General features: G+C 68.8%; 23 protein-coding genes and 1 pseudogene. 12 read left to right on the forward strand and 12 right to left on the reverse strand.

Translation table 11 applies throughout. The annotated features are described in order from the left end of the window. Window positions 1-5: 5 nt before the first annotated feature. From AC1Q7H_RS36045 to AC1Q7H_RS36060, 4 genes are read right to left on the reverse strand one after another with little or no spacing between them, the layout of a single operon-like run. Complete coding sequence (locus AC1Q7H_RS36045; protein ID WP_211981690.1) at window positions 6-605, reverse strand: LolA-related protein; 600 nt, start codon at window positions 603-605, stop codon at window positions 6-8. A 24-nt stretch (window positions 606-629) separates the two neighbouring features. After that, entirely contained in the window at window positions 630-1,604 is a 975-nt protein-coding gene (locus tag AC1Q7H_RS36050) for a lysophospholipid acyltransferase family protein (RefSeq protein WP_013953300.1), read from the reverse strand. Beyond that, window positions 1,598-3,316, reverse strand: coding sequence for an ApeI family dehydratase (locus AC1Q7H_RS36055; protein ID WP_492382305.1), 1,719 nt, complete (start codon window positions 3,314-3,316; stop codon window positions 1,598-1,600). Before AC1Q7H_RS36055 ends, AC1Q7H_RS36050 begins: the two co-directional genes overlap by 7 nt. A 49-nt stretch (window positions 3,317-3,365) precedes the next feature. Continuing rightward, complete coding sequence (locus AC1Q7H_RS36060) at window positions 3,366-4,049, reverse strand: COG4648 family protein (protein ID WP_211981685.1); 684 nt, start codon at window positions 4,047-4,049, stop codon at window positions 3,366-3,368. Between the two features lie 318 nt (window positions 4,050-4,367). Between AC1Q7H_RS36060 and AC1Q7H_RS36065 the strand changes: the two genes are divergently transcribed. Together AC1Q7H_RS36065 and AC1Q7H_RS36070 are read left to right on the forward strand one after the other, a co-directional pair. After that, on the forward strand, window positions 4,368-4,628 hold the full coding sequence (locus tag AC1Q7H_RS36065; protein ID WP_211981683.1) for a phosphopantetheine-binding protein: 261 nt from the start codon (window positions 4,368-4,370) through the stop codon (window positions 4,626-4,628). A 58-nt stretch (window positions 4,629-4,686) separates the two neighbouring features. Continuing rightward, the gene (locus AC1Q7H_RS36070; RefSeq protein ID WP_211981676.1) at window positions 4,687-5,541 is read left to right on the forward strand and encodes a glycosyltransferase family 2 protein; all 855 of its coding nucleotides are present in this window, start codon (window positions 4,687-4,689) and stop codon (window positions 5,539-5,541) included. 77 nt (window positions 5,542-5,618) lie between these two features. Here AC1Q7H_RS36070 and AC1Q7H_RS36075 read toward each other — a convergent pair whose 3' ends face one another. Together AC1Q7H_RS36075 and AC1Q7H_RS36080 are read right to left on the reverse strand one after the other, a co-directional pair. Then, window positions 5,619-5,795, reverse strand: a complete 177-nt coding sequence (locus AC1Q7H_RS36075; RefSeq protein WP_013953295.1) for a glycine zipper 2TM domain-containing protein — start codon at window positions 5,793-5,795, stop codon at window positions 5,619-5,621. 144 nt (window positions 5,796-5,939) lie between these two features. Then, complete coding sequence (locus AC1Q7H_RS36080; protein WP_256449327.1) at window positions 5,940-6,890, reverse strand: NAD(P)-dependent oxidoreductase; 951 nt, start codon at window positions 6,888-6,890, stop codon at window positions 5,940-5,942. 229 nt (window positions 6,891-7,119) lie between these two features. Between AC1Q7H_RS36080 and AC1Q7H_RS36085 the strand changes: the two genes are divergently transcribed. The 3 genes from AC1Q7H_RS36085 (at window position 7,120) to AC1Q7H_RS36095 (ending at window position 9,053) form a co-directional block, all read left to right on the forward strand. Continuing rightward, entirely contained in the window at window positions 7,120-7,371 is a 252-nt protein-coding gene (locus AC1Q7H_RS36085) for a helix-turn-helix domain-containing protein (RefSeq protein ID WP_013953293.1), read from the forward strand. A gap of 2 nt (window positions 7,372-7,373) precedes the next feature. Beyond that, window positions 7,374-8,729, forward strand: a complete 1,356-nt coding sequence (locus AC1Q7H_RS36090) for a type II toxin-antitoxin system HipA family toxin (protein ID WP_211981675.1) — start codon at window positions 7,374-7,376, stop codon at window positions 8,727-8,729. 153 nt (window positions 8,730-8,882) lie between these two features. Beyond that, window positions 8,883-9,053 (forward strand): hypothetical protein, encoded by a 171-nt coding sequence (locus AC1Q7H_RS36095; protein WP_013953291.1) that lies wholly within the window; start codon window positions 8,883-8,885, stop codon window positions 9,051-9,053. A gap of 127 nt (window positions 9,054-9,180) precedes the next feature. Here AC1Q7H_RS36095 and AC1Q7H_RS36100 read toward each other — a convergent pair whose 3' ends face one another. Then, window positions 9,181-10,116 carry a LysR family transcriptional regulator gene (locus AC1Q7H_RS36100; RefSeq protein ID WP_211981674.1) on the reverse strand — a complete coding sequence of 312 codons (936 nt, stop codon included), beginning with the start codon at window positions 10,114-10,116 and terminating at the stop codon, window positions 9,181-9,183. Between the two features lie 136 nt (window positions 10,117-10,252). Here AC1Q7H_RS36100 and AC1Q7H_RS36105 point away from each other — a divergent pair, with 136 nt between their 5' ends. Next, on the forward strand, window positions 10,253-11,221 hold the full coding sequence (locus AC1Q7H_RS36105; RefSeq protein ID WP_013953289.1) for a 3-hydroxyacyl-CoA dehydrogenase family protein: 969 nt from the start codon (window positions 10,253-10,255) through the stop codon (window positions 11,219-11,221). Next, a complete protein-coding gene (locus AC1Q7H_RS36110) occupies window positions 11,218-12,099 on the forward strand; it encodes a beta-keto acid cleavage family enzyme (RefSeq protein ID WP_211981672.1) in 882 nt (293 codons plus the stop codon). The genes AC1Q7H_RS36105 and AC1Q7H_RS36110 overlap by 4 nt, the downstream gene beginning before the upstream one ends. Window positions 12,100-12,121: 22 nt before the next feature. Here the strand turns inward: AC1Q7H_RS36110 and AC1Q7H_RS36115 are convergent, their stop codons facing one another. Continuing rightward, complete coding sequence (locus AC1Q7H_RS36115; RefSeq protein ID WP_013953287.1) at window positions 12,122-12,397, reverse strand: hypothetical protein; 276 nt, start codon at window positions 12,395-12,397, stop codon at window positions 12,122-12,124. Between the two features lie 272 nt (window positions 12,398-12,669). On the opposite strand from AC1Q7H_RS36115, the gene AC1Q7H_RS36120 reads away from it, so the two are divergent. Beyond that, window positions 12,670-12,990 carry an H-NS family nucleoid-associated regulatory protein gene (locus AC1Q7H_RS36120; RefSeq protein ID WP_041228667.1) on the forward strand — a complete coding sequence of 107 codons (321 nt, stop codon included), beginning with the start codon at window positions 12,670-12,672 and terminating at the stop codon, window positions 12,988-12,990. Between the two features lie 99 nt (window positions 12,991-13,089). On the opposite strand, the gene AC1Q7H_RS36125 is transcribed toward AC1Q7H_RS36120, so the two are convergent. After that, window positions 13,090-13,533, reverse strand: a complete 444-nt coding sequence (locus AC1Q7H_RS36125) for a hypothetical protein (RefSeq protein ID WP_211981671.1) — start codon at window positions 13,531-13,533, stop codon at window positions 13,090-13,092. Window positions 13,534-13,735: 202 nt separating this feature from the next. On the opposite strand from AC1Q7H_RS36125, the gene AC1Q7H_RS36130 reads away from it, so the two are divergent. From AC1Q7H_RS36130 to AC1Q7H_RS36140, 3 genes are all read left to right on the forward strand, one after another. Next, window positions 13,736-14,425 (forward strand): heavy metal response regulator transcription factor, encoded by a 690-nt coding sequence (locus AC1Q7H_RS36130; RefSeq protein ID WP_013953285.1) that lies wholly within the window; start codon window positions 13,736-13,738, stop codon window positions 14,423-14,425. After that, complete coding sequence (locus tag AC1Q7H_RS36135; protein WP_492382306.1) at window positions 14,422-15,879, forward strand: heavy metal sensor histidine kinase; 1,458 nt, start codon at window positions 14,422-14,424, stop codon at window positions 15,877-15,879. Before AC1Q7H_RS36130 ends, AC1Q7H_RS36135 begins: the two co-directional genes overlap by 4 nt. 102 nt (window positions 15,880-15,981) lie before the next feature. Beyond that, the gene (locus AC1Q7H_RS36140) at window positions 15,982-16,392 is read left to right on the forward strand and encodes a VOC family protein (protein ID WP_013953282.1); all 411 of its coding nucleotides are present in this window, start codon (window positions 15,982-15,984) and stop codon (window positions 16,390-16,392) included. Window positions 16,393-16,509: 117 nt separating this feature from the next. Here the strand turns inward: AC1Q7H_RS36140 and AC1Q7H_RS36145 are convergent, their stop codons facing one another. Then, entirely contained in the window at window positions 16,510-16,632 is a 123-nt protein-coding gene (locus tag AC1Q7H_RS36145; RefSeq protein ID WP_269148720.1) for a hypothetical protein, read from the reverse strand. A gap of 144 nt (window positions 16,633-16,776) precedes the next feature. On the opposite strand from AC1Q7H_RS36145, the gene AC1Q7H_RS36150 reads away from it, so the two are divergent. Then, window positions 16,777-18,882, forward strand: a complete 2,106-nt coding sequence (locus AC1Q7H_RS36150) for a heavy metal translocating P-type ATPase (RefSeq protein WP_249221298.1) — start codon at window positions 16,777-16,779, stop codon at window positions 18,880-18,882. A 188-nt stretch (window positions 18,883-19,070) separates the two neighbouring features. Here the strand turns inward: AC1Q7H_RS36150 and AC1Q7H_RS36155 are convergent, their stop codons facing one another. Further along, a complete protein-coding gene (locus AC1Q7H_RS36155; protein WP_013953280.1) occupies window positions 19,071-19,970 on the reverse strand; it encodes a polysaccharide deacetylase family protein in 900 nt (299 codons plus the stop codon). A gap of 13 nt (window positions 19,971-19,983) precedes the next feature. Beyond that, window positions 19,984-20,154, reverse strand: a pseudogene (locus AC1Q7H_RS36160) (bifunctional UDP-4-keto-pentose/UDP-xylose synthase); the annotation flags it as partial.

A 20,154-nucleotide genomic window follows, 5' to 3' on the forward strand; every position in this document is an offset into this window, starting at 1 on the left:
TGCGCTCATGGGCGGCCGGCAGGTCGGATCTTCATCACCGAGCGGTCGCCGTCGGCCTGCCGGATCTCGACGCGGTCGAGCACATCCTGGCTGCCGTCGATGCGCACTTGGCTGATCACAGCGGCCATGCGCGAGTCCGCCGGTGTCAGCGTCAGCGTCCAGCGGCTGGCGCGGCCTTCCAGGCCGAGCTTGTAGTAGCGCTCCAGCGTCTGGCGGTTGCCTGCCAGCGTGCCGCGGATGCTTTCGATAAAGGCGGCCAGCTCGGGGTAGTTCTGCAGCGGCATGGTGTAGCGCTTGCCGTCGCGCTCGACCGTCAGCATGTCGCCGTCGAGCACCATGTTCTCGGCCTTGGGCGCCAGTGTGCGCTTCTCCAGGTGGTCGGGCGCCGTGAACAGCAGTTCGCCGGTCGACTGCACCGGCTTGTCGACTATCGCCAGGTACTTGGTCTCGGTGAACAGCACGCGCCCCGACTTGCGTTGCGCCAGGGTGGACATCAGCTGGTCGACGCCAAACGTGGCGGCGCCGGACGGTGCGGCCAGCGCAAGCATGGCGCCGGCCAGCAGCATTGACAGCAGGAAGCGGAAAGGGCGTCTGGAAAGGGACATCAGGGGCTGCTCACGGCTCGCGGGTCATGGCTCGTTGCCCGGCGGCGGCTGTTCAGACAGCGGCGGGCCGGCGTGCCAGAAATCGTAGAAGTTGAACCAGTTGTATGGGGCGCTGCGGCAGAACTGCTCCAGCAGGCGCACGTATTCCGCCAGCGCGGTCTGCACGGCTGCCTCGCGCTGGCCGCGCGCGGTGTCGGTGAAGTCCGCCAGCGGCACGAAGTGCACATCGTAGCGGTTGCCGCCGCGGTACAGGCCGGTGATGAAGAACACCGGCCGGCGCAGCATCGCCGCCATGCGCAGCGGGCCGGTCGGAAGGCCCGTGGGCGTGCCGAGGAAGCTGCACTGCTGCACCGGGTCGGTGGCGCGCTGCGACAGCGTGCGGTCGGCCAGCATGCCGATCATGTAGCCGCGGTCCAGGTAGTCGCGCACCCGCAGCATGGTGTCGAAGCGACCCAGCGCGATCACGTCCTGGCGCATCGCCGGGTTGATCGACTGCAGCACGTCGTTGAGCTTGTGCGCATTCTCCTCGTACATGGTGATCGCGACTTCCATCTCCGGGTGCCGCCGCCCGAGCGCGCGCACCACCTCGAAGCTGCCCAGGTGCGCACCCAGCAGGATTGCGCCACGGCCGCGCGCCATCGCGGCTTCCAGCTGCGCCTCTCCGTGCAGGCGGATATCGAACAGGTCGAAGCGGCCGTTGAGCAGGTAGATGCGGTCATGGATGGTCGAGGCGAAGGTGAACACATGCCGGTAGCCATCGACCCAGTTGGCCTCGCGCCCGAGGGCGCGGTCCATGTAGGCGCGCGAGGCATGGCGTGCCGCCGGTGCGAACAGCATGAAGTACGCCGCAATCCCCCGCAGCACCACGCGCCCGACGGGGCGGCCGAGTGCCAGCGAGATCCACGTCATGACGCGCAGCAGCGTGATGCTGCCGCGCTCCTCGCGGTGCGACCATTCGGATTCCAGCGGCGGCTGCCGCTTCCACAGCCAGCTCAGCATGCCGATGCCCCCGCTTGCGGCGCGGCGCCACGCACTTGCAGCGTGCCGCTGGCGACATCGCGTCCGGCGCTGCGCAGCGTGAAGCGGATACTCTCGCTGCCATCGGCCGCTGCGTCGGCCTGGTGAAGGATCTCCACGCGCTCGCCCGGGGTCACCGGGCTCAGGAACTTGATGGCGCCGGCCTGGGTGACGGCAAGGCGGCGGCCCAGCGCCGCGCCGAGTGCCAGCACCGCGTGGTCCAGCAGCACCACCCCCGGCACGATCGGATGGCCGGGAAAGTGGCCGGCGATGGCCGGGTGATCGGCGTCGATGACAAAGCCGGGCCTTGCCACGCTCTCGCCGTGGTGTGCCGCGGCAAGCCTTGCGACCAGCGCCGCCAGGGCTTCGCGCGGCAGCTTGCCGGAGGCATTGCGCGGCAGGCTGTCGGCAAAGAGCAGCGGGCGTGGCAGGAAGGCCGGGTCGATGCGCGCGCGCAGCGCCTGCTGGAGCTGCGCCGGGGCGACGCCTGGCGCCACCGCCACCGCCACCAGCCGCACCACGTGGCCATGCGTGTCGCCTTCGTGCGCATCATCGGGCATGAAGAACGCGCCGTCGCGCACGCCGTCAATGGCCGTGAGCTGGTGGTTCAGGTAAGCCAGCGAGGTGCGCTTGCCGGCGATATTCAGCATGTCGGCCTTGCGGCCATGGAGCAGGAAGTGGCCGGCATCCAGCGGTGCGATGGCGTCGCCCAGCGACACCGGCTGTTCGATATGGCCGCCTTCGGCCCAGGTCTCGGTGTCGCCGCCGTCGCCCTGGCGTGCCTCCAGCCGCACGCCAGGCACCAGTGTCCAGGCATCGGTCTGCGCGGTGCGGCGCGTGGCGACCTGGCCGGTCTCGGTGCTGCCGTAGATCTCGCACAGCGGAGCGCCGAACAGGGTCTCGGTCTCGCCCGCCAGCTGGCGGCCAAGCGGGGCGGTCGCGCACAGCACCAGGTCTGCCGGCGGCATCGCCATGCCCGACTGCACCAGCGTGCGCAGGTGCACGGGCGAGCTGACCAGCGCACGCGGCGCCGGCACCGAGGCGAGGGCATCGCGCACGTCGGCCGGATAGAAGGCCGGGGCCGCCACCAGTGCCGCGCGGCCCTGCAGCACCAGCATGACCGTGGCTTCCAGCCCGAACATATGCTGTGGCGGCACCGTGCCCACCACGGTCCAGGCACGCCCATCCAGCAGGCCTAGCCGCTGTGCCGCGGCATGCGCGCACCGGGCCATCGCGCCCCAGGTCTTGCGGTGCGGCACCGGCGTGCCGGTCGAGCCTGACGTGAACACGTACGCCATGACCTGGGTCGCGGCAATCTGCGGGATCTCGGTCGGCCCGTCCGTGGCGGCGCCGCGCAGGCCGTCGTGATAGCGGAACGCCGGCATGGCGCACGCCGCGTCAGGCTGGTCATGCAGGCAGAAGGCGTCCGGGGCAAAGTCGGCCAGCTGGCGCACCATCTCCGGCGTATGGGACGGCGGCAGCAGGGTGGCCTTGCCCGCCAGCAGCGCGGCGCACAGGCCGACGGCGAAGCGGTAGCGGTCGGTGCAGGCGTTGAATACGTGCCCGCCTGCCGGCAGCGCGGTGGCCAGGCTGGACGCATCGGCCAGGAACTGGCGCACGCTGACAGGCCGCCCGTGCGCCCAGGCGATGATGTCTTCGGGCGAGGCATGCGCGACGATGGGGAGCGTGGTCATGGGGCGGAGCCTGTGCCTGTTGCCAGTGTAGGGGCCGGGGTGCGGCGCGTCAGCGCGGCAAACCGGGCCGGCCCGCACGGGCAGCCATGACTGCGCGATAGCCATGCACCGCGTCCAGCAGGCCGCCGTGGGCCATGCCCGGGAAAGCGATGCGGCGGCACACGGCCTCGCCCACGAACATCAGCGCGATCAGCAGCGGCGTGGCCAGATTGGCGAAGCTGGACCAGGTTGCCACCGGCGCCAGCACGAACAGCAGCGTCGATATACCCACCATCGCGGCAAAGAACAGCGTCCAGGCCTGGGTCACGCGCAGCGTGTAGCGCAGGTGCGCGGGGGGCAGTTGGCCATGGATTGCCGTCGCGATCTGCGTGCACAGTGGCGTGTGGCCGGGGCGCAGGCTCAGCGCGAACATCACGCCCAGCGCGGCGTTGATGCCGGCGTGCTGCAGGAAATAGGTCCAGCCGAAATGCGTGGCCAGCGGCAAGCGCCAGATCCACAAGGCGGCGCAGGCTGCCAGCAAGCCAGCCAGCGCAGGGAGGCGCCACCCGGCGCGGCGGCAGGCAAGGAAGCCGATTAGCAGGAACGGCGCCGCCCCGAGCCACAAGGCGGCGATTTCGGCACCCGGCTGGTGTGCTGCACGGTGCAGGGCGGATTCGTAGGCGACAAAGGCGGCTACCGCGGCAATCCAGCCATGGCGCTGGCCTGGCGGCACGGCATCCTGCCGCAAAGGCATGGCCGGCGCGGCGGGCGTGGAGGGGCGGTCGAATTGCTGGCTCGATGGCATCTGCGAGGGTATATTGTGTGTAGCGTAAGTCGCTTGGCGCAAAGCGTTGCCGGAAATGACGCTGCATGGTGCGCGAAGCGAACGCTTTATACCCCAAAAGACCGGCCCGACGTGATGATGATTCCCAAAAGGGCCGCCTTTGTTGTTACTAAACTTCTCTCAACTGGCTGGGATTTGCCCCTTTTGATAGCATCGGTTGCCCTGCCGTGCGGACTGGACAACCTTGCCCGGACCCATGCCGCAGCGGCATTCCAGCCACCTAGCGACATGACCGAACTCGAAACCGAACTTGCCCGCCTGATCATCGACGAACTCGACATTGTCGAGTTGCGGCTGGAGGACATCCATGCCACCACGCCGCTCTATGGCGAAGGCTTCGGGCTGGATTCCATCGATATCCTTGAGATCGCACTGCTGGTGTCGCGCAAGTACGGGGTCGAACTGCGTTCGGACAACCCCGACAACAAGACCATCTTTGCCTCGCTGGGCAGCCTGGCCACCTACCTGGCGGAACACCGCACGCGCTAGCCCCGGCTCGCCGCACCCACCCTTTCGCCCTTTCCCAAAGCCAGGACCGGAGCACGACATGCCGCAGCAAGCCATGCCCGGGCCCGCACTGGTGACCGGCGGCAGCGTCTGCCCCATGGGTGGCACCGAGCCGTCCGCCACGCACCTGGTGCTGATCCCCAGCTATAACCCCGGCGTGCGCCTGCATGAAGTGCTGCGCGCGGCGCGCGCCGCCTGGACGCCGGTCTGGGTGGTCGTGGACGGCAGCACCGATGGCAGCGACCAGTGGCTGCTGGCGCAGGCGGCCACCGATCCCGGGCTGCGCGTACTGGTGCTGCCGCGCAACCAGGGCAAGGGCACCGCAGTGCTGCACGGCATCGACGCCGCCGCCGCCGCTGGCTTTACGCATGTGCTGGTGATGGATTCGGACGGGCAGCATCCTGCACACCTGATTCCGCAGTTCATGGCGATATCGCAGCGCAACCCCGGCGCCATGGTGCTGGGCCGGCCCGTGTTCGACGCCAGCGCACCGCGCGAGCGGGTCTACTGGCGGCGCATGTCCAACTTCTGGGTGGATGTCGAGACGCTCTGGGCAGGCATCGGGGATTCCCTGTACGGTTTTCGCGTCTACCCGGTCGCGCCGCTGCGCGCGGTCATGCGCGAGAGCCGCTGGATGCGGCGCTTCGACTTTGATCCGGAAGTAGCGGTGCGCCTGTGCTGGCGCGGCGTGCGCCCCATCAACGCCGATGCGCCGGTGCGCTACTTCGGCCAGCGCGAGGGTGGGGTATCGCATTTCCGCTATCTGCGCGACAACCTGTTGCTGACCGGCATGCATCTGCGGCTGCTGGCCGGCTTCGTGCTGCGGCTGCCGGTACTGGTGTGGCAGCGGCTGCGGCGGGCGACCGGCGGTGCGTCGTGCCGGCCGAAAGCCTGAACGGCATCCCGCAAAACAAGCAGAAAGGCCGCACGAAGCGGCCTTTCTGCTTGTTGGGCTCAGGGGCCAGGGTTTGCTTACTTGCCCAGTTCGTGACCAATCACGCCGCCCACCACGGCGCCGCCGATGGTCCCGGCGGTGCTGCCGTGAGTCAGCTCGTGTCCGGCCACGCCGCCGGCCACCGCGCCCGTCGCCGTACAGCCGGCCAGCGCCATGCTGGCACTTACCAGGAGCGCGCTTGCGAGTTTCCACATGATGGTCTCCTGCATCGTTGCCGGGCCAGTTGCAGGCAACCGGCCCCATGTGTCCAGCTTAGGCCCGTGCCGGGCAGGGGCCTCTCCGAGACACGCCGATTGCGCTGTAGGAATCGGACGACGGCAGGTGGCGCAGGGGTGGCGTCAGGCGTCCCCGGCGTGCTGGCGCAGGCGCTTGATCAGCGAAGAGGTGTCTGCGCGGCCGCAACCCATCTGCTGCAGGTCGGCATAGAACTGGTCGACCAGCGCCGTCACCGGCAGGCCGGCGCCGTTGCGGCGCGCCTCGTCCAGGCACAGGCCCAGGTCCTTGCGCATCCAGTCGACCGCGAAGCCGAAGTCGAATTTGTTGTCGATCATGGTGGGGCCGCGGTTCTCGAGCTGCCATGAGCCGGCCGCGCCCTTGCTGATGACGTCCAGCACCAGGCGCATGTCCAGCCCGGCGCGCTCGCCAAAGGCGATGGCCTCGGACAGGCCCTGGATCAGCCCGGCGATGCTGATCTGGTTGACCATCTTGGCCAGTTGCCCGGCGCCGGATTCGCCGATGCGCGTGACGGCGCGTGCGTAGGCGGCAATGACCGGTTCGGCGCGCGCATAGGCGTCGGCATCGCCGCCGCACATGATGGTCAGGATGCCTTTCTCCGCGCCGACTTCGCCGCCGGAGACCGGGCCGTCGACAAAGTGCAGGCCGTGCTCGCGCGCGGCGGCGTAGAGTTCGCGCGCCACGTTGGCGCTGGCGGTGGTGTGGTCCACGAAGATGCAGCCGCTGGGCGCGCTGAAGAAGGCGCCGTCATGCCCGGCCAGCACCGCGCGCAGGTCGTCGTCATTGCCCACGCAGGAGCAGACTACCTGCGCATCGCGCACGGCCTGTGCCGGCGTGGGCGCTGATTTGCCGCCGAACTTCTCGACCCATGCCTGCGCCTTGGCGGCGGTGCGGTTGTACACGGTGACCTCGTGCCCCTTGGTGGCGAGGTGGCCGGCCATGTGGAAACCCATGACGCCCAGTCCGAGAAATGCGACACGCATGCTGCTGCTCCGTTGCTTGTATGTTTGGGATCGGTGAGGCGCGGCCCCGTTTGCGTGATGCCACGCCGGGATCCTGCACCGGCGGGGCGGCTAGGCCGCCTCCGGCTCCAGAGTATACGAGGGCGCCGGGGCTGGGGCCAGATACAGAGCCTGGCACGATGTTGCGCTACAGGCTGCTGCTTCGGGCACATATAGTCATGGCATCGTTAAAATCAAAATACCTATGACATGAGTATTTGAAGAATACCCATGCTGTCGCTAAAATAGAAATACCTATCATATTGGTATTCCATCCAACGCGATGAAGCAAATTGTCTCTACTCCATGGCAGCTTGGCCAGATCCTGCAGGCAGCGCGCAAGGCGGCCGGCCTGAACCAGACCGAGGCTGCCGCGCGGCTGAATATCAGCCAGAGCCGGATGTCGCACATGGAACTGAACCCCGACAGCATCAGCGTCGACCAACTGCTGGCGCTGGTCGGCGCGCTCGGCCTGGAGTTGGTGGTCCAGGACCGGGCCACGGGAGCCGCCGAGGTGTCCGAGGTGGCGTGGTAATCATGGCGGCACGCAGGTCACGTACGCCGGCGCTGTCGGTCTGGGCCAACGGGCAGCGCGTGGGCACCTGGCGCCAGCCGTCCGGTACCGGGATGGAACTGGAATACGACGAGGACTGGATCCGCTCTGAAGCCGGGCGGCCCCTGTCTCTGTCGCTCGGGTATGGCCTGGGCAACCGGCGCGTGGTGCGTGGCGATGCCGTGCGCAACTACTTCGACAACCTGTTGCCGGACAGCGAGGCCATCCGGCGCCGGTTGGCGCTGCGCTTCCAGACCGGCTCGGTAGAAGCCTTCGAGTTGCTCGCCGCCATCGGCCGCGATTGCGTGGGCGCGGTGCAGATCCTGGGCGAAAACGAAGCGCCTGCGGGCATCGACCGGATCGAAGGCGAACCGCTATCGGACGAGCAGATCGAGCGCTGGCTGGAGGATATCGTCGCCACGCCCCCGCTTGGGCGGCATGAGCACGACGACGACTTCCGCATCTCCATCGCCGGCGCGCAGGAGAAGACTGCGCTGCTGCGCCATGACGGCCAATGGCTGCGGCCGCATGGCGCCACCCCGACCACACATATTTTCAAGCTGCCACTGGGCCTGGTGGGCAACCGCAGGGCCGACCTGAGCACGTCGGTGGAAAACGAATGGCTGTGCCTGAAGATCCTTGCCGCCTATGGCTTGCCGGTGGCCGATTGCGAGATGCTGACGTTCGGCCGCCGCAAGGTGCTGAGCGTCACGCGTTTCGATCGCCAGCCTCATCCGTCAGGCAATTGGCTGCTGCGGCTGCTGCAGGAAGATTTCTGCCAGGTGTTCGGCCTCAGCCCGCTGCAGAAATACGAGGCCGATGGCGGACCCGGCATGATCGAGATCGCCACGGTGCTGCGCAACTCAGTGGCCCGGGCCGATGATCTGCAGACGCTACTGGCCGCGCAGCTGCTGTTTTGGCTGCTGGCCGCACCGGACGGGCACGCCAAGAACTTCAGCATCCGCCTGCTGGCCGGCGGGCGTTACCGCATGACGCCGCTGTACGACGTGATGTCGATCTGGCCGGTGGTGGGCCAGGGCGCCAACCAGTTCTCCTGGCACAAGGCCAAGCTGGCCATGGCGGTCGCCGGCCGCAGCCGGCACTACGGTCTGCGCGATATCCAGCGCCGCCATTTCAATGCGATGGCACCGCGCTGTTTTCTGGGTGCCGATGCCGAGGCGCTGATCGGGCGCATCATCGCGCGGACCCCGGCGGTGCTCGCCGAGGTCGGCGCAGCACTGCCCGCGGGTTTTCCGCAGAAGGTGGCGGACACGATCCTGGAGGGTTTGCGAACATCGGTGCAGCGGCTGGGAGAGATGCCGGCGCAGGTGGAGGGGTGAGCCCCGGGGAGCCTTTGCCGCCGGAGCTGTCCGCCGCGCACATCACCACAAGGTAAGAACCCGCCTACGCCAGCTTCCGCCCTTGTCCTATCCCTTGCGCATCGCGTGCTGCCTACATTGAAGCCAGGTTGCACCACCGCAAGGAGCCGACTCATGTCATTCGCGCTATACATTATCGGCCTGCTGGTCCTGGTTGGCGGCATTGCCTGGGGCATGGAAACGGCTGGCCTCGCGCCCGTCTATATCGGTATTGCCTGCCTGATCGTGCTTGGCATCGGCATCATGGCGGCGGTTTCGCGTACCCGTACCAAGGACCCTTCTTGAGGGCTGCGTGCCCGGTGCCGTGCCGGGCCCACTTTCCGTGACGCCGCGCAGCGGCGGGCGCACGAGGTTGGCTTGGAACCAGGCCAGCGTTGCCTGCGCGCCATGGCCAGCCAGCATCGCCACTAGTTCACCGGGCCTCCGTGTCCGCCGTGTCTTGCACGGGCGGACTCGCCAGCTGCGCGCGCACCGCCGCCGCCAGTTCGGCAGCCGCCGGCGACAGGCTGCGGTTGCGCGAGGTCACCAGCCCGATCGAGCGCTCGGTCACCGGCGCGGTCAGCAGGCGCTCGACAATGCCGGGCTGGCGCACGGTGCCGGCCGCGATCTCGGGCAGCGCGGCCACGCCGAAGCCGCATTCGACCATGGCCGCGATAGTGGCCAGGCGCTCTGCCTCGAACACCGGCTGGAAGCGGATGCGGTTCTGCAGGAAGGCCCATTCCGCGTACTGGCGCACGCTGCTCGGGTGCGTCATCGACACGTGCGGCGTGCTGGCGGTATCGGCCCAGCGCAGCGGCCCGGGACTGCGCGCCAGTGGGTGAGCCGACGGAATCAGCAGCACGAAGCGGTCCGACAGCAGGGGCTCATATTGCAGGTCCGCCTGTTGTGGGTCGGCGGCGGTCAGCGCGAAATCCACGTCGCCGGCGCGCACCAGGTCGAACGCCGGGCCGGAGAGGGTATCGAACACCTTCAGCGCCACCTCCGGGCGCGCCTGGTGGTAGGCCATCAGCACGCGCGGCAGCATGCGCGCCGCCAGCGAGGGCAGCGCCGCCACCGCCACCTGGCCGCGCTCGGCGCTGGCAATGCCGGTCACGGCGTCGATGGCGCCGCGGAACGCCGCCTGCAGCAGCGCGGCCTGCTGCATGAAGACCTGGCCGGCCGCGGTCAGGCGCACGGTGCGGGTGGTGCGGTCGAACAGGCGCACGCCGACGGATTCCTCGATGCGCAGGATCTGCGTGGACAGGGCGGATTGCGACAGGTGCAGCTGGCTGGCGGCCTGGCGGAAGTTGAGCGTGCGGCCAAGCAACAGCATGGTTTCGATGTCGCGCATCGACAGGTTGATTTTCATGGGCGGTAGCGGGTCGGCGGTGTCTAGTGCCGGCCGGGTCACGCTATTGATCTGATTTCTGGATCATTTTATCCAGAAATTCGACTTCTTCAATCAAAGCAAGTTCTCTACACTGCCTGGATTCCTGGGAGAACCTATGTCGAACCCGACCGCTCCGGTCATCCTGAGCCGCCCTGGCGCCGCGCACGCGGTGGTGGTGGGCGGCGGCACCATGGGCGCCGATGTTGCCGTGGTGCTGACCCGCGCGCTGTGCCGCACCACCGTGGTCGAGCCTGATGCCGGCCGCGCCGGTGCCCTGCCCGGGCGCGTGCGAGGCAACCTGGCCGCGATCGGCCGTGAACAAGGCGCGGAGCGCCTGGCGGTGGCCGCGGCGCTGGATGATGTGGACTGGTCCACCGTGGACCTGGTGATCGAATGCATCCCGGAACGGCTGGACCTGAAGCAGGCGCTCTTTGCCGAGCTGGTGCGGCGCGCGCGGCCCGATACGGTGCTGGCCAGCAACAGCTCCAGCTTCCCGATCAGCGCCATCGGCGTGGGGCTTGACTCGCGTGCGCGCATGCTCGGCCTGCACTTCTTCATGCCGGCGCACCTGGTGCCGCTGGTGGAAGTGGTGATGGGCGATGACAGCGACGAGGCCTGTGCCGATGCGCTGATCGCCTTCATGCGCCGCTGCGCGATGGTGCCGGTCAAGGTGCGCAAGGACCTGCCGGGCTTTCTTGCCAACCGGCTGCAGCATGCGCTGTCGCGCGAGGCCTTCAGCCTGATCGACCGCGGCATTGCCTCGCCCGAGGATGTCGATGCGGCGGTGCGCTTCGGCTTCGGCTTTCGCTTCCTGGCGGCCGGGCCGGTGCTGCAGCGCGACCACGCGGGCATCGACGTGCACGCGGCCGCCGGCGCCACCATGTACCCGACCTTCTGCAACGACGACCATCCGGCGCGCTGCCTGTCCGAGCGCGCCGCCGACGGCCGCCACGGCATGAAGCGCGGCGAAGGCTTCTACCACTGGACCCCTGAAACCATTGCCGCCGAGCGCGCACGCTATGACAGCCTGCTGCGCGCCGGCCTGGCGCTGATCGCGCCTGAACTGCCCGAGATCGAGCCATGACCCAGACCCCTTCCCAAGCCCCTGTCGCCGCGGCCCGCGTGCCGCTGGCCGATGCGCCGCTGATCGTCACCGTGGCGCCCAACGGCGCCTACAAGCGCGCCAGCGACCATCCGGCGGTGCCGCTGACCGCCGCGGCACTGGCCGCTGAAGCGCGCGCCTGCCTGGATGCCGGCGCGGCCATGATGCACATGCATGTGCGCGATGCCGAAGGGCGCCACTCCCTCGACGTGCAGGCCTACCGCGACGCGCTGGCCGCGGTGAAGCAGGCCGTCGGCGAAGCGTTGCTGGTGCAGGTGACGAGCGAGGCCGCGGGCGTATACAAGGCCGCGGAGCAGATGGCGATGGTGCGTGAGCTGCGGCCCGAAGCCGTCTCGGTGGGCCTGCGCGAAGTGGACGTGCCGGAGATCCCGGACAGCGAACTGGCGGCGTTCTTCGCCTGGCTGGCGCGTGAGCGCGTGATGACGCAGGTGATCCTGTATGACGTGGCCGATGTGCGGCGCTGGCAGTCGATGCGTGAGCGCGGCATGGTGCCGCCGGGCGCATGGTCGGTGCTGTACGTGCTGGGGCGCTATGCCGCCGGACAGGTGTCGTCGCCGCACGACCTGCTGCCGTTCCTGCAGGCCGCGGGCGAGTCCGGCGACGCGTTGCCTTGGGCGATCTGCGCCTTCGGCCGCGAAGAGAATGCCTGCGTGACCGCGGCCGCGGCATTTGGCGGCCATGTGCGGGTGGGATTCGAGAACAACCTGCTGCTGCGCGACGGCAGCCGCGCACCCGGCAACCATGCGCTGGTGGCGCAGGCGGTGCAGGGCGGCCTGACGCTGGGCCGGCCGATTGCCGACGCCGCCGATGCGCGCCGCATCTACGGCGAGGTGCGCTGAGGCGCTGCCTCGCCGGGTGCCGTCAGGCGCCGTCGCTGAAGCTGTCGCGCGGGCCGTTGGGGTTATGCGCGCCGTCGGTGAAGGTGCTGCGCGGACCGGTTGCGGCGTTCGCGCCGTCCGTGAACGCGCTGCGGGTTTCCATGAGGCTGCGGGCGCCGTCGGTGAACGGGCTGCGGGGGCCGGTGGCGCTGTGCGCCCCGTCGCTGAACGGATCGACGTTGCGCGGTGCAGCCTGCGCAGTGCCGACCACGGCAGCGATAAGGGCGGTGGCCACAAAGACTTGCCTGAGTGCTTGCATGAGTCGCTTCTCCGTAAGGTTGCCGGCCCGGGGTGGGCGGCGGTGAAGCAAGTCTAGGCAGCGCGTGCCCACACGAGCATGACCGGCACATGACATTGGTGTCACTCGGCAGCGCACGTGCGCGGCAAGCGCAAGGCAATTGGCCGCGTGCCCGTGAGGGAAACGCAGCAGCGCCGGCAAAGGCTGTAGAATCACGGCTATCCGACCGGCCTGCGGTTCTATCGCCGGTTTTTCATTGCCCGCGGAAATGCAGCGGGCCTCTCACGAGAGTCATGTCCGAGTCTGATTCAGCCAAACTCGCTGCGGTGGCGTGGATCCGCGAGCAAATGGACCGTCATGCCCTGACGTTCGACGATCTTGTCGCCGCCGGGTGCTTTGATCATGTTGCCATCGACGCCGGGCATGAGCCGGCGCCTGAGGCCGCGCCAGCCGTGGCCCCGCTTGTCCCGCAGGCCGCCCCCCAGGCTGCCGCTGCACGCCCGCTGTACCGCAATGCGCTCGGCCAGAGCTGGGACGGGCAGGGCGAGTATCCAGACTGGCTGCAACGGGCCGTGAACGCCGGGCAGTCGATCGAATTCTTCCGAGTCGGATAAAAAGCGCAGGCGCGACAATTCGCCGCGCATTGCCGGTGCCGACGGAATTCCGCAAAACAGAAAAGAAGCGATGCGGGCGCTGTGCCCGCTATGACGCGCTCAGCAGCGTGCGGGCAGCAGGCGTTCCAGCGGCAGGATGTCGGTGAATGCACCCGGCGTGGCCATTGGCGCCGCGTGCGCCCAATGCACCAGCACCTCCGCAGGCAGTTCGCGCAGCACGCCGGACGCGGCCGATGGCCGCGTCTCCAGCGGCGTGGCGCCCTGGTCGGTCGCCTGCGGCGCATCGGCATCGTGCAGCTGCAGCGGATGGCCGCTGCCGGAAGGCTCGGCCATCACCTGGACCGCGCTGCCGCGGCAAGTGCCCGGGCCGGTGCCGTCCAGTGCCGCTTCCGCCTCCATTTTTGCGGCCGCGTGCCGTTCCGGCAGCGACAGCCCGGCAGCCTGTCCCGCGCTGCACACCGTGGCCACTGCCGCCGCGGCACCGGAGACGGGCAGCGCAAGCATGGCGAGGGACAGCAGCAGGTAATTCGGCAGGCGTTTCATCGGCAGGGGGCGGCGGGCAGGATGGGGGCAACGGTGGCGCAAGCCGGCAGGACGCCGGTAGTGATCGCGCATTTTACCGGGGTTTCCGCCTGCATTTCCCTGGCATGGCGATGACATTTCTGAAATCTTTGCCCATTGGCGGTCATCCTCGGCTAGCGTTACGCCATGGCGGCGCTGGTGCCGCCCGGAAAGTGATCGAACCATGCGTATCCTGATTGTCGAGGACGAACCCAAGGCGGGTGACTACCTGCACAAGGGCCTGACCGAATCCGGCTTCGTGGTGGACCTGGCGCGCGACGGCGCGGACGGCCTGGCCCATGCGCGCGAGCATCCCTATGACCTGATCGTGCTGGACGTGATGCTGCCCGGCCTGGATGGCTGGCAGGTGCTGCGCGAACTGCGCCGCGAGCGCGATACCCCGGTACTGTTCCTGACCGCGCGCGACGAACTGTCGGACCGCCTCAAGGGGCTGGAGCTCGGCGCCGACGACTATATGGTCAAGCCCTTTGCCTTTGCCGAACTGGTGCTGCGCATCCGCACCATCCTGCGGCGCGGCCCGCTGCGCGAGAGTGAGTTCATCGAAGTGGCCGACCTGCAGATCGACGCCATCCGCCGCCGTGTGGTGCGCGCCGGCCAGAAGATCGACCTGACCTCCAAGGAGTTTGCGCTGCTGTACCTGCTGGCGCGCCGGCGCGGTGAGGTGCTGTCGCGTTCGCTGATCGCCTCGCAGGTGTGGGACGTCAATTTCGACAGCAATACCAATGTGGTCGACGTCTCGATCCGGCGCCTGCGCGCCAAGGTCGACGATCCCTTCCCGCACAAGCTGATCCACACGCGGCGCGGCATGGGCTACGTGCTGGACGACAGCGAGGACCGGGGCCAGGACGCATGATGCGGCTGACGTCTTCGCTCACCACGCGGCTGGCGCTGGCGTACGGGCTGGCCACGGCAGTGATTCTTGCCAGCGTGGCGGCCTACCTGTCCGGGGCGCTGTCGGCGCAGCTGGAGGGGCGTGACGAGAGCGAGCTGATCGGCGAAGTGCTGCTGGTGCGCCACCTGCTGCGCGAGGTGCGCAGCGAGGCCGAGATCCGCGCCGATACCCACCGCTTTGCCGATATCGCGATGGGCCATGAGGGGCTGATCCTGGTGGTGCGCTCACGCCAGGGCGAGCCGCTGGTCACGCTCAACCCGCGCAATGAATCCGTGCCGGCGCTGCGCGTGCTGCCCGCCGCCACGCAGCCAGAGAAGAGCATGTTGCAGACCTGGTACCCCAAGAATGGCGTGCCCTCGCGCGGCATTGCGGCGTTGGGCCAGCTGGGGGATTCCGACAAGGCCGTGGAGATCGTGGTGCTGCGCGATGCCGGCTATCGAGTGGCGCTGATCCGCGAATACCGCCACCAGGTGCTGTGGGCCACGCTGTGCGGCGCTGCCGTGGCGGCGGGGCTGGGCTTCGTGCTGGCGCGGCGCGGGCTGCGGCCGCTGCGGCGCATGGCTGCCGATGCCGCCGCGGTCACCACCAGCCGCCTTGCCACGCGGCTTGACGTGGGCAGCGCACCGGCCGAGTTGCGCGAGCTGGCGGCGGCCCTCAATGACATGCTGGCGCGGCTGCAGGACAGCTTCTCGCGGCTGTCCGAATTCTCGGCGGACCTGGCGCATGATTTCCGCACGCCGATCAGCAACCTGATCGGCCAGACCCAGGTCACGCTGGCGCAGAGTCGCGGCGTGTCCGAGTATGAGGCGCTGCTCGAATCCAACCTGGAAGAGTACGAGCGCCTGGCGCGCATGATCGAGAACATGCTGTTCCTGGCGCGCGCCGACCATGCGCAGGTGGCGCTGGGCATCCGCACGCTGGACGCGCGCGAGGAACTGGACAAGATGGCCGAGTACTTCGAGGCCGTGGCCGCCGACCGCGAGGTCGCGCTGGCGGTGAACGGTACGGCAATGGTGCAGGCCGACCAGACGCTGCTGCGCCGCGCGGTCACCAACCTGCTCGACAATGCGCTGCGCCATGCGCCGGCCGGCAGCACCGTGCAGCTCGACGTGGAGCGCGCCCCGGCGCCGGGCGGCGGCACGACCTGCATCCGCGTGACCAATGCCGGGCCGGCGATCCCGCCCGAGACGCTGCCGCATATCTTCGGGCGCTTCTACCGGGCCGATCCGTCGCGCCGCAACTCGGCGGCGTCGACCGGGCTGGGGCTGGCCATCGTCGACACCATCATGCGGCTGCATGGCGGCAGCGTGACGGTGCGCAGCCTGGAAGGCGAAACGATGTTCTCGCTGCAATTTCCTGCCGAGGCATTGGCCACTGCCGTGCCGCCTGCCCCGGTCCCCGCCGCGGTTTCCTGAGTCCGGCCGGGCGCTTGCACCTAGCCGGCACGCGCGCATAATGGCGCGCGGGCGAACAGCCAATGCCATGCAGCCCGATCGACCATTCACAAGGAGAGCGACATGCAGGTGCAACCCTATCTGGATTTTGGCGGCCGTTTCGATGAGGCCGTGGCCTTCTACGGCAAGGTGCTGGGCGCGCAGGTCACGTTCGCGATGCGCTACAAGGACGCCCCGCCGAGCCCCGGCATGGAGGTTCCCGATGACTGGAAGGACAAGGTGATGCACGCCAATATCCAGTTCGGCGAAAACCAGGTGATGGCGTCCGACGGCCGGCGCGGCGAGCGCCCGGCGTTCAGTGGCTTCAGTCTGTCGGTGGGCGCGGTCAGCAAGGACGAGGGCCAGCGCATCTTCGACGGCCTGAGCGAAGGCGGCCAGGTGGTGGTGCCGTACCAGAAGACCTTCTGGGCCGAAGGCTTCGGCATGCTGGTGGACCGCTTCGGCATGTCCTGGATGGTCAACTGCGAGCACTGACCCGCCGCTGCGGCATGGCGCCGCGGTCGCTGCCATGCCGCTTGACTCTGTAGTCGCTACAGGGTCTTCAATGTCATCAGGTTAAACCAGCGGGAACAACAAGATATGGCTCGCACGTCACCTGAGGACGCACTTCCTCAAGATCACGCTGCCCACGCGCACGATGGCGCCGCCCACCGGCATGGCGGGCATGATCACGACCATCACCATCACCATCACCACCACGACCATGATCATCATGGGCATGGCCATGCGGAGGCCCGGCAAGCACCGGCGGCTTCCGCCTGCTGTGGCGGCGGCTGCTCGGCCACGGTTGCGCTGACGCCCGCGGCATCGGTCGACATTCCCGCCGGCGCGCAGACCGCTGCATGGCGCATTGACGCGATGGACTGCCCGACCGAGGAAACGCTGATCCGCAGCAAGCTGGGCGGCATGGCGGGCGTGGCGGCGCTGGAGTTCAACCTGATCCAGCGGGTGCTGACGGTGCATCACACCTTGCCGTCGCCGGAGCCGGTGGCTAGGGCGATCGAGAGCCTGGGCATGCAGCCGGTGCCGCTGAGCACCGAGGCCGCGCAGCAAGTCTTGCCGCAATCCACGACAAGCAAGCCCTGGTGGCCGCTGGCGCTGGCCGGCGTGGCCGCTTTGGGTGCCGAAGCGGCGGAGTGGCTGGGTCTGGGTTTGCCGTGGCTGCCCGCCGCGCTGGCACTGGCGGCAGTGGCGCTGGGCGGGCTGACCACCTACCGCAAGGGCTGGATCGCGTTGCGCAATGGCAACCTGAACATCAATGCCCTGATGAGCATTGCCGTCACCGGCGCACTGCTGCTGCGCCAGTGGCCGGAAGCGGCCATGGTGATGGTGCTGTTCGCGCTGGCCGAGCGCATCGAGGCGGCCTCGCTGGACCGGGCGCGCAACGCGATCCGCGGCTTGATGGCGATGGCGCCGGAACAGGCCACGGTGCGTCGCGCCGATGGCAGCTGGGACACCGTGCCCGCCGCCGGCGTTGCCGTGGGGGCGCTGGTGCGGCTGCGGCCGGGCGAGCGCGTCGCGCTTGACGGCAAGGTCGTGCGCGGCCAGTCGGCGCTGGACCAGGCGCCCATCACCGGCGAAAGCGTGCCGGTCGACAAGGCCGAGGGCGATGTGCTGTTCGCCGGCTCGATCAACCAGTCCGGCGAGCTGGAGTACACCGTGACGGCGCCCGCCAGCGATTCCACGCTGGCCCGCATCATCCACGCGGTGGAGGCCGCGCAGGGCAGCCGTGCGCCCACGCAGCGCTTTGTCGACCAGTTCGCGCGCATCTACACGCCCACGGTGTTCGCGATTGCGCTGGCGGTCGCGGTGGTGCCGCCGCTGGCCATGGGCGGTGCCTGGGTCGACTGGATCTACAAGGCGCTGGTGCTGCTGGTGATCGCCTGCCCCTGCGCGCTGGTGATCTCCACGCCGGTGACCATCGTCAGCGGGCTGGCCGCGGCCGCGCGCCGCGGCATCCTGGTCAAAGGCGGGGTGTACCTGGAGCAGGGCCGGCACCTGGCCTGGGTGGCGCTGGACAAGACCGGCACGATCACGCACGGCAAGCCCGCGCAGACCGACCACGCGCTGCTGGCCGAGGACGCGCCGCATGCCCGCGCCATTGCTGCCAGCCTGGCGGCGCGCTCGGACCATCCGGTTTCGCGCGCGGTGGCCACGGCGGCCACGGCCGACGGGATCGGCACGCTGCCGGTGGACGACTTCGAGGCGCTGGCGGGGCGCGGCACGCGCGGCAAGGTGCAGGGCGTGGCGTACTGCTTGGGCAACCACCGCCTGGTGCATGAGATGGGCGCCTGCTCGCCGGCGCTGGAGGCGCGGCTCGAAGCGCTGGAGCGCGAGGGCAAGACCGTGGTGCTGCTGGCGCGCGTCGACGGCAACGGCGCCGCCACGGCGCTGGCGCTGTTCGCGGTGGCGGATACCGTGCGCGACACCAGCCGGCAGGCGATTGCCGAGCTGCATGAACTGGGCGTCAGGACACTGATGCTGTCGGGCGACAATCCGCACACGGCGCAAGCCATTGCCGCGCAGGTCGGCATCGATGAAGCGCGCGGCGACCAGTTGCCGCAGGACAAGGCCGACGGCATCGCGGCGCTTGCCGGCGCCGCCCACGCGCGCGGCGGCCGCGTCGGCATGGTGGGCGACGGCATCAACGACGCACCGGCGCTGGCGCGTGCCGATATCGGCTTCGCCATGGGCGCAGCCGGCACCGACACCGCTATCGAGACGGCCGACGTGGCGCTGATGGACGATGACCTGCGCAAGATCCCGGCCTTTGTGCGCCTGTCGCGCCGCACCGCAAGCATCCTCACGCAGAACATCACGCTGGCGCTCGGCATCAAGGCCGTGTTCCTGGTGCTGACGGTGCTGGGGATGGGGACGATGTGGATGGCGGTGTTCGCCGATATGGGCGCGAGCCTGCTGGTGGTGTTCAACGGGCTGCGGGTGGGGGCGGAGCGGCGCGGCTAGCTGTTGCCGGCAGACGTCCTCCCGCTGGCGGTTTGCTCCCCTCTCCCGCTTGCGGGAGAGGGGCAGGGGGGCGAGGGCAGGCGCAGGCAATACCACAGGTTTTAACTTCGTGGATACGCCCGGCCCTCACCCCAACCCTCTCCCGCAAGCGGGAGAGGGAGCAGACAATCGGTAGTCGGGACGATGTGTCAGCTCACCTGCGGCTGCACAATCAACTCGCCACTGCGCCCCGGAATCTCTCCCCAAGTTACCGGCAACTCCGGCAGCCTCTGCCGGTCCAGCCCGCGATACCACGTCGCCATCGACACCAGCTCGTGCCCCTGCGCACGCCATCCCGCCAGCAGCCGCTCGAACACCGGCGCCAGCTTGCCGCCTTCCAGCTCGGTATGCAGCGTGAAGACATGGTCGCGCGTGCCTTCGGTCAGCTTCAGCAGCGCGGTGTGGACGTTATCTTCGGTCAGGTCGTCGGTGCCGATCAGTTCATCCAGCGTCGGCAGCGTGGTCGGCATCTGCACGTGCCGGCAGGGCACGCCGTCGATGGTCGGGATATAGGGCGCGGTGCCGCGTCCGTCGGACGCATAGGCCATGCCCCAGTCATCGATCTGACGGAACGCATCCTCATTCATCTGCCAGCCTGCCGCGCCGTGCGTGGCCGGTGCTTCGCCGAAGATCTCGCGGTAGCGCGCGAACGCCTGCTGCATCTGCCGGCGCGTCCAGACAGCATCGCGCTCGCGCACGTTGTCCTGCCAGTAGACGTGGTCCCAGGTGTGGATGCCGCACTCATGGCCGGCCGCGCGCGCCGCGCGCATCTCGGCGGCGCCCTTGCGGCCGATGTCCGGCCCCGGCAGCAGCACGCCGTACATCAGCGTGCGCAGGCCATAGTTGGACACCACCGAGGTGCGCGACACCTTCGTCAGGAAGCCGGGCCGGAATACGCGCCGCAGCGCCCAGCCGGTATGGTCGGGACCGAGGCTGAACAGGAAGGTGGCCTGCGCCTGCGCAGCCGCCAGCATCGACAGCAGCTTCGGCACGCCTTCGCGCGTGCCGCGCAGCGTGTCGACGTCGACCTTCAGGGCAATGCGTGCCATCTGCGTTGCGCGCTCAGTTGGCCGAATCGACCAGCGTGCGGGCCTCGACCACCTTGCCGCGATACGCCTCGAAGATGCGGCGCAGCGCCGCTTCCATGCTGATCCCAGGCTTCCAGCCCAGTTCTTCGATGGTGTTGTCGATCTTCGGCACGCGGTGCTGCACGTCCTGGTAGCCCTTGCCATA

The sequence above is a fragment of the Cupriavidus sp. GW823-FHT06D04 genome, assembly GCF_058795055.1.

What these genes read in the sequence shown, in the direction of transcription:
- AC1Q7H_RS36145 (WP_269148720.1), bottom strand. Translation starts at nt 16,632, where the DNA reads ATGATGATCATGGTCGTGGTGGTGATGGTGATGGTGATGGTCGTGATC.
- AC1Q7H_RS36110 (WP_211981672.1), top strand. Translation starts at nt 11,218, where the DNA reads ATGACCCAGACCCCTTCCCAAGCCCCTGTCGCCGCGGCCCGCGTGCCG.
- AC1Q7H_RS36085 (WP_013953293.1), top strand. Translation starts at nt 7,120, where the DNA reads ATGAAGCAAATTGTCTCTACTCCATGGCAGCTTGGCCAGATCCTGCAG.
- AC1Q7H_RS36140 (WP_013953282.1), top strand. Translation starts at nt 15,982, where the DNA reads ATGCAGGTGCAACCCTATCTGGATTTTGGCGGCCGTTTCGATGAGGCC.
- AC1Q7H_RS36115 (WP_013953287.1), bottom strand. Translation starts at nt 12,397, where the DNA reads ATGCAAGCACTCAGGCAAGTCTTTGTGGCCACCGCCCTTATCGCTGCC.
- AC1Q7H_RS36065 (WP_211981683.1), top strand. Translation starts at nt 4,368, where the DNA reads ATGACCGAACTCGAAACCGAACTTGCCCGCCTGATCATCGACGAACTC.
- AC1Q7H_RS36105 (WP_013953289.1), top strand. Translation starts at nt 10,253, where the DNA reads ATGTCGAACCCGACCGCTCCGGTCATCCTGAGCCGCCCTGGCGCCGCG.
- AC1Q7H_RS36125 (WP_211981671.1), bottom strand. Translation starts at nt 13,533, where the DNA reads ATGAAACGCCTGCCGAATTACCTGCTGCTGTCCCTCGCCATGCTTGCG.
- AC1Q7H_RS36155 (WP_013953280.1), bottom strand. Translation starts at nt 19,970, where the DNA reads ATGGCACGCATTGCCCTGAAGGTCGACGTCGACACGCTGCGCGGCACG.
- AC1Q7H_RS36135 (WP_492382306.1), top strand. Translation starts at nt 14,422, where the DNA reads ATGATGCGGCTGACGTCTTCGCTCACCACGCGGCTGGCGCTGGCGTAC.
- AC1Q7H_RS36100 (WP_211981674.1), bottom strand. Translation starts at nt 10,116, where the DNA reads ATGAAAATCAACCTGTCGATGCGCGACATCGAAACCATGCTGTTGCTT.
- AC1Q7H_RS36090 (WP_211981675.1), top strand. Translation starts at nt 7,374, where the DNA reads ATGGCGGCACGCAGGTCACGTACGCCGGCGCTGTCGGTCTGGGCCAAC.
- AC1Q7H_RS36120 (WP_041228667.1), top strand. Translation starts at nt 12,670, where the DNA reads ATGTCCGAGTCTGATTCAGCCAAACTCGCTGCGGTGGCGTGGATCCGC.
- AC1Q7H_RS36095 (WP_013953291.1), top strand. Translation starts at nt 8,883, where the DNA reads ATGTCATTCGCGCTATACATTATCGGCCTGCTGGTCCTGGTTGGCGGC.
- AC1Q7H_RS36070 (WP_211981676.1), top strand. Translation starts at nt 4,687, where the DNA reads ATGCCGCAGCAAGCCATGCCCGGGCCCGCACTGGTGACCGGCGGCAGC.
- AC1Q7H_RS36150 (WP_249221298.1), top strand. Translation starts at nt 16,777, where the DNA reads ATGGACTGCCCGACCGAGGAAACGCTGATCCGCAGCAAGCTGGGCGGC.
- AC1Q7H_RS36050 (WP_013953300.1), bottom strand. Translation starts at nt 1,604, where the DNA reads ATGCTGAGCTGGCTGTGGAAGCGGCAGCCGCCGCTGGAATCCGAATGG.
- AC1Q7H_RS36130 (WP_013953285.1), top strand. Translation starts at nt 13,736, where the DNA reads ATGCGTATCCTGATTGTCGAGGACGAACCCAAGGCGGGTGACTACCTG.
- AC1Q7H_RS36055 (WP_492382305.1), bottom strand. Translation starts at nt 3,316, where the DNA reads ATGACCACGCTCCCCATCGTCGCGCATGCCTCGCCCGAAGACATCATC.
- AC1Q7H_RS36060 (WP_211981685.1), bottom strand. Translation starts at nt 4,049, where the DNA reads ATGCCTTTGCGGCAGGATGCCGTGCCGCCAGGCCAGCGCCATGGCTGG.
- AC1Q7H_RS36045 (WP_211981690.1), bottom strand. Translation starts at nt 605, where the DNA reads ATGTCCCTTTCCAGACGCCCTTTCCGCTTCCTGCTGTCAATGCTGCTG.
- AC1Q7H_RS36075 (WP_013953295.1), bottom strand. Translation starts at nt 5,795, where the DNA reads ATGTGGAAACTCGCAAGCGCGCTCCTGGTAAGTGCCAGCATGGCGCTG.